Origin of the sequence: Proteus sp. fly-1067, from assembly GCF_040139345.1 — a bacterium.
Classification (GTDB): domain Bacteria; phylum Pseudomonadota; class Gammaproteobacteria; order Enterobacterales; family Enterobacteriaceae; genus Proteus; species Proteus vulgaris_B.
Genome location: NZ_JBEEUL010000027.1, coordinates 1 through 5,982 on the forward strand (window position 1 = coordinate 1; position 5,982 = coordinate 5,982).

General features: G+C 40.0%; 8 protein-coding genes. 3 read left to right on the forward strand and 5 right to left on the reverse strand.

Translation table 11 applies throughout. The annotated features are described in order from the left end of the window. Positions 1-235: 235 nt before the first annotated feature. From ABN217_RS18515 to ABN217_RS18535, 5 genes are all read right to left on the reverse strand, one after another. A complete protein-coding gene (locus tag ABN217_RS18515) occupies positions 236-1,633 on the reverse strand; it encodes a DnaB-like helicase C-terminal domain-containing protein (RefSeq protein ID WP_349459756.1) in 1,398 nt (465 codons plus the stop codon). After that, positions 1,620-2,456, reverse strand: coding sequence for a DNA replication protein (locus ABN217_RS18520; protein WP_349459757.1), 837 nt, complete (start codon positions 2,454-2,456; stop codon positions 1,620-1,622). The genes ABN217_RS18515 and ABN217_RS18520 overlap by 14 nt, the downstream gene beginning before the upstream one ends. 64 nt (positions 2,457-2,520) lie before the next feature. Next, positions 2,521-2,688 (reverse strand): hypothetical protein, encoded by a 168-nt coding sequence (locus ABN217_RS18525; protein WP_243210191.1) that lies wholly within the window; start codon positions 2,686-2,688, stop codon positions 2,521-2,523. Between the two features lie 96 nt (positions 2,689-2,784). Continuing rightward, on the reverse strand, positions 2,785-3,120 hold the full coding sequence (locus ABN217_RS18530; RefSeq protein ID WP_123822243.1) for a CII family transcriptional regulator: 336 nt from the start codon (positions 3,118-3,120) through the stop codon (positions 2,785-2,787). 162 nt (positions 3,121-3,282) lie between these two features. Continuing rightward, positions 3,283-3,492 (reverse strand): helix-turn-helix transcriptional regulator, encoded by a 210-nt coding sequence (locus ABN217_RS18535; RefSeq protein WP_161769910.1) that lies wholly within the window; start codon positions 3,490-3,492, stop codon positions 3,283-3,285. 105 nt (positions 3,493-3,597) lie between these two features. Here ABN217_RS18535 and ABN217_RS18540 point away from each other — a divergent pair, with 105 nt between their 5' ends. The 3 genes from ABN217_RS18540 to ABN217_RS18550 all read left to right on the forward strand — a co-directional run. After that, on the forward strand, positions 3,598-4,242 hold the full coding sequence (locus tag ABN217_RS18540; RefSeq protein ID WP_349459758.1) for a LexA family protein: 645 nt from the start codon (positions 3,598-3,600) through the stop codon (positions 4,240-4,242). Positions 4,243-4,322: 80 nt separating this feature from the next. After that, complete coding sequence (locus ABN217_RS18545; protein ID WP_349439823.1) at positions 4,323-5,231, forward strand: BstA C-terminal domain-containing protein; 909 nt, start codon at positions 4,323-4,325, stop codon at positions 5,229-5,231. Positions 5,232-5,675: 444 nt separating this feature from the next. Then, positions 5,676-5,982: transcriptional antitermination N peptide (locus ABN217_RS18550; RefSeq protein ID WP_349459759.1), on the forward strand; the 307-nt coding region annotated here is incomplete at its 3' end.

The following is a 5,982-nucleotide window of genomic DNA, read 5'->3' on the forward strand; positions in this document are numbered from 1 at the left end:
CGCAAGTACCGGATCACCAATAACAGGCAATCTCTCACTCACCTTAACCCAATTAGTTCCCTGCATTAGATGCCTCCCAGTCAATTTTAAATAGTCGATTAAGCACTTTCTCACTTCGGTAGTTTTTCGTAAAAATGCGGTTATAGTCTTTGCAGTTCTTTATGTATTTTCTTTTCCTGAAGGCAGCCTCGTCGGCATAAGCCCACAGGAGATCTTTATAATTAGTTCCTTTCATCTAAAAATCCTTCTTGCGAATGTTTTCTCTTTTAGGCTCTGCTCTCATCGCACCTTGAACCTGATCAATATCTAACAGCGTTAAACCTCTTTGCTCGACGTATGCAGTGCCAGTCTTACCATGACGATTGAGACGTAAAATTAACTCAGTGAGTGTTGGATCTGCTTTATCATCAAACACAGACTCACGATGTACAGCCATCCAGTAATCACAGTCCTGCTCAATTTGCCCTGTGTCACGACCATCACTTGGCATTGGTCGCTTATTCGCTCTATCTTCAAGCTTTCGGTTAAGCTGGATAAGTAACACAACAACGGTATCCAGTTCTTTTGCCAATATTTTTAACCCTTTAGTGATCTCCCCATAGGCAATATCATTACGGTCAGCCTTACCAGCTTTCATCAACGTTAGGTAATCAACGCCAATAAACCCAATTTTTCCAACCTTGCGCTTTAGCTTTCTAGCTTCCGACTGGATATGTGCCAATGTCATTGCTGGCGCATCATTAAGCCAAATGTTAGGGTTGTCTTTCATCTCAGAAATAGCCTGCCCAACCATAGCCCACTCGTATTCGTCCCCTCCTTCACCATAAAAAATATCAGTATTAACATTTGATTTCTGGCTAATCATTCGTTCAACAATTTGTTTGTTAGTCATCTCCATCGTAAATAATGCGACATGGTTGCCATCACGAGCTACGTTTTTAGCCATTTCACTCAGGACGGTTGTTTTACCCATTTTAGGACGAGCGCCAATAACAAATAGTGAACCACCGACAACACCTTTTGGTGCCAGCATTTCATCAAATGACTGAATGCCTGTTTTAAGCCCTGCGTATCGTTCAGGGTTGTTTATTCTGCTTTCAGTTTCGTTAAACCAGTCATCAATAACATCGCTGATATTAACTAACCCTGTACTTTTTCCTGACTTACTAGCTTCAGCAACTTGACCTAGCATCACTTGTGCAATTTCAATTTTTTCTTCCAGAGATTGCGTGCTTGGCTCCATGAACATGCGTTGAATTTCTGCCGTTCTTTCAATCATCTGGCGTTCTGCGCTTTTTTCTCGAATAGTTTTAGCGTATGCAAGAATATTTGCGGCTGATGGTGTACCGTGATTAATTTCAGCAAGATAAGCAAATCCACCAAGCTCTTTCAGAGTTCCCATTTCTTCAAGGCGATTGGTTATTGTGATCAGGTCTATTGGCTGACCAGAATTATTCATTTCACGCATCACTTTGAATATCTCTCTGTGAGTGCGTTGGTAGAATGCATCTGGTGATAAGTGACTTAGAACTGTTTGAGACTTATCGCTTTGAGGATCAATCAGGATGGAACCAATAACACTTTGCTCCGCTTCGGTGCTTTGTGGAACTTGATTAAAATTATTTACGATCATTAGCTCTGTCCTCCTTGACGGATGTGTAACATTCATCAGTAATTAAATAATCCAAATTTTTTGCTCTCCAGAATCCACCTCTACCATTCGGACGACTTTCAGTCATCCAACGGCAATTTGCAGAAATGTAACTTAGATAACCTTTCCAGTTTTCCAGTGTGAACGGTTTATTGTGCTTGCTCATGTACTCTGAATTACACTTTTGCCAGAAGGAGCGGATCTTGTTTTTTCTGTTTCCTCTCACGACTTGTATTCTTGCCATTTCAGGAAGTATTTCGTGATAAGCATCGATAATTGCTTGGTAGGGTACTGGTGGTGATTTTTTAGAATTAATTTTTGATTGCTGGGTATCGTGACTTTCGTCAGAAAGTTCACCAACTACATCTTTAGATGTAGTATTAGTATTATTATTGTATAAGGACAATCGTCGGACATCTTCCGGACACATGACACTTTCAACCCTTGATGTATCTGCGTTTGCTCCGGACAATCGTCGGACATCTTCCGGACAATTTTTACCTTGATATTCATCGTATTTCAGCACTGTAATGATGCTAATTTTATTGCTTTTAGCCTCTACTGAAATCATTCCTTTATTGGAAAAACTCCTTAAAAGTGATCTGATTTTATTGTCTTGTATACCAGTTTCTTTTGTAAGAACCGGTCTACTTCTCATCATCTGCCCTCTGCCTATAACTATCTGACCAACATCAGTATCAATCGTTTCTGGTTGATGGCTAGCAGTCATAATTAAGTGCAACCATAAATGCACGGCTTCCGAGTCTTTCTTGTAAAAATCACACTCCATAATTTTACGGTGCATGAATGCGAACCCCTTACCCGATATGACAGGCTGTTTTATTCGCTCTTGTAGTGCATAAGACACATTACTCATCGCTCTTACCTCCTAGTACCTGCTGACGATGTTCAGTGCGTATTTTTGCGTCTTCAAGCATTGCTCTGAGGCACTTAACACCATCCTGAGTAACTAGGCGATATTCACGAACTCTAGCGTTGTTTTTATGCACAGCACTATGATTAAATCGTTGTTTCATGGTATAATTCCCTTATTCCTAAGCTGTATCAGCAAAAGGAAAGCTCAAAATCAGCTTCCCTTTAATACTGGTTATTGATACAGTGTATTTGTTAAGTTAAATGGTTAAGTCCATTTGTTGAGAAGCCTCAGTTACCGCTGGGGCTTTTCTTTTTGGTGCTTTGACATGCTCAAGCATCTGAATTAACGCTCTAGCCTCATCACCTTGCAATATCACTGTGTCATCTGGTGTCTCATACCCAATAGCAACTAAAAGCCTTGCACAACGTTGTATGAAGCTTAATTGCGTTTTAGATTGTTGAGATTGCCAGCGAGATATTTGCGATTCGTGAATACCCGTTCTTTTCGCTACTTCTCTAGCGCCAGTAACAAGTATCCCTTTCATGATTTTTGATTCGATTTCTCGAAATTTGCGTTCGTTTGATAGTTCCATTTGTTAAATTCCTTCTTAGATTACTTCTCGTTAGAGAACAGCAGTAATGATCCGTGGCTCATTCCATATGAGCGGATTGTTTGTTTGGTGGGTAAATCTGTCGCTTTATCAGCGACTCCGTAGCAGTCAAGAACCCTGCGATTGTTAAAGAACGTGGTGAAATCAAGCTACTTTTGGAGGGAAAACGTCATCTAAAGAACAGTTTGCCCCTAATTTTTGTAATGCTTCAACAATGGCTCGGCAGTCATTTAAGCTAGGAGTTCTAATGCTTAACTCATAGTTAGCAATTCGTGACTGACCCCATCCTATTGATGAAGCTAAAACAGCTTGAGAAATTCCCAGTTTTTTTCGCTGTTCTGCGATGTTATTCATGTGTGTATCCTCCTTGTTTATTCCACTATTACACACAATATGTGATTAACTGTCAATCACAAAACGTTTAAATACATTTATCACGGTTTGTGTTAAAAGGTATACATGAAAAAAGTAAATGAAGTTATTGGCGAAAGGTTAAAATCCATTCGTGAATCAAGAGGACTAAGTCAAGCTCAATTAGCTAAATTGTGTGGCTACTCTGCTGCGTCCAGAATAGGAAACTATGAGCTTGGAGAGCGTAAGATTAGCGCTGATGATGCAATTGTTATAAGTGAAGCCCTTGGTATATCGCCAGCTGAATTAATGTTTGGCAGTCAAAGTGACCAAGTGATCAAAAATTACGAATACCCTCTATTCACGAAGGTGCAAGCTGGAGCTTTCTCAACAGAATTTAACTCATACACTCAGAAAGATGCTGTGTCGTGGATTCCTACGGCTAAGAAAGCCAGTGAGCGCGCTTTCTGGTTAGAGGTTGAAGGTCAATCAATGACAGCACCACCAGGAGGCAAGCCAAGTTTTCCTGAAGGAATGCTTATTTTGGTTGATCCTGAGGAAGAGGTAGAGTTCGGTGACTTCTGCGTTGCTCGTTTGCTAAATGATGAGTTCACATTCAAACGATTGATTAGAGACGGTGGGATTGAGTACCTAGAGCCGTTAAACCCTCGTTTCGACCTGATCCCTATTAATGGGAACTGCACAATCATAGGTAAGGTAATCAAGTCACAATGGCCTGACGACACGTTTTAGGGTGTGGCACATTATTTCCTGAGCTGACCACACAGAGGATGTTATTAATTTCATTTGTATATCATAAGGATAGGTAAAAAATGACTGGAAGTGCCCACCAGATTGAAATTCAACTATTCCCCGTGAAAGAGGTTGAGGTTAATGGCGTGCATATGGGGGTGCTGAATGATGGCTCCCCATTCTTATCTCTGCGAGGTCTCGCAAAGCTCTGCGGAGTGAACCATACAACCCTGTTACCCCTAACAACTAATTGGCTGGAAGAACAAACTAAGCCAAGGGGTAAAAAAATAAAAGAAATATTGTCTGAACATAATTATAAATCAGATAAGTTGTATACAGTTATAAGCACAGGTGGCAATTGGGATTCCCATGCATATCCTGACGCTGTATGCATGGCAATACTAGAATACTATGCATTTGACGCCACACAAGGTGATAACACTATAGCAGCCAGAAACTATAGGTTAATGGCTAGACAAACCCTTCGTACTTACATATTTAAAAGTGTAGGAATAGATCCTGATAACCCTGTTGTAGGAGCATGGAAGTGCTTTCAAGATAGAATAAAATTAAACGACTCTATACCTGCTGGGTATTTTTCTGTGTTTAGGGAAATGGTAGATATTACAGTTCCTTTGATTAGCGCAGGATTTGAGTTAAATGAAAAAAATATTATAGACATAAGTGCTGGATCTAGATGGGCTCGTTATTGGAAAAAGAATGAATTTACAAAAACTTATGGCGAGATTTTAAAATATCCTCACGTCTACCCAGAATGGTTCCCACAAAGAAGGGCTGGACCCGTGGATGCCAATATTTATCCTGAGACTGCTCTTCACGAATTCAGAAAATGGTTGCGCGATCATTATGTACCAGGCGGATTAAAGGATTACTTAGCTGATAAAGTTGAAGCAAAAGCAATTGAAAGCAAAAAAGCTATAGAGGTATTAGAACTACTAAAAAAACCAGAACTCCCAAATAAAAAGTAACCTTCCATCAGCCCTCCACGCGAGGGCTTTTTTGTGCTCTCCCCCCTCCAAAGAAGTGATCTGAGTTCCAATCTTATGTGACCAACAACACATTCCGTGTTTATTTATCATTTATTTTATATTCCAAATCATCAGCTTAATTTAAAAACAAACAAATAAACACATTTTGTGGTTGACATTAAAATCACAATTTGTGAATATACTATCCATCAACGGAACACAGCACGTTGATGTTCTTTAACAACGATGATGGCGAGCTGTGTATTAGCTATCAGAACGGTGACGCTGATAAAGCGTCAACCTTCTCAGAAGGTTTTAATGAGCGCAGGGCATTCACCCCTACCATAGGGAGATTTGCCCCGACATGGAAACTATCCCATGTATAAACAGAAATAACATGGTTTCGATCCCTGCGCTCACTAAAGCCAACTGTTTGGAGGATATATGGCAACTATTACAGTTAAAAAGTCACGCAAGCCTGAGTTTTTACGTGGAGCATCTGCAAATAGACGTCACGCCAGACGGAAAGCAGAAGCTATTGCAAAAAAGAATATTGAGTTGAAATTAGAATCAGTATTTCCTCAGGAGAAAAGACTTACATCAGTAGAAAAAACACTGTCATTAAGTCACATACCAGTTACTAGAAGTATTGAACCTAAATACCAACCATCTGTAGATAACTGTTGCTTACCTAATGTAGCAGTATTTTCAGGAGTTAAAACAAAACAGCCGAGCAGTGAGTTCGGGGTTA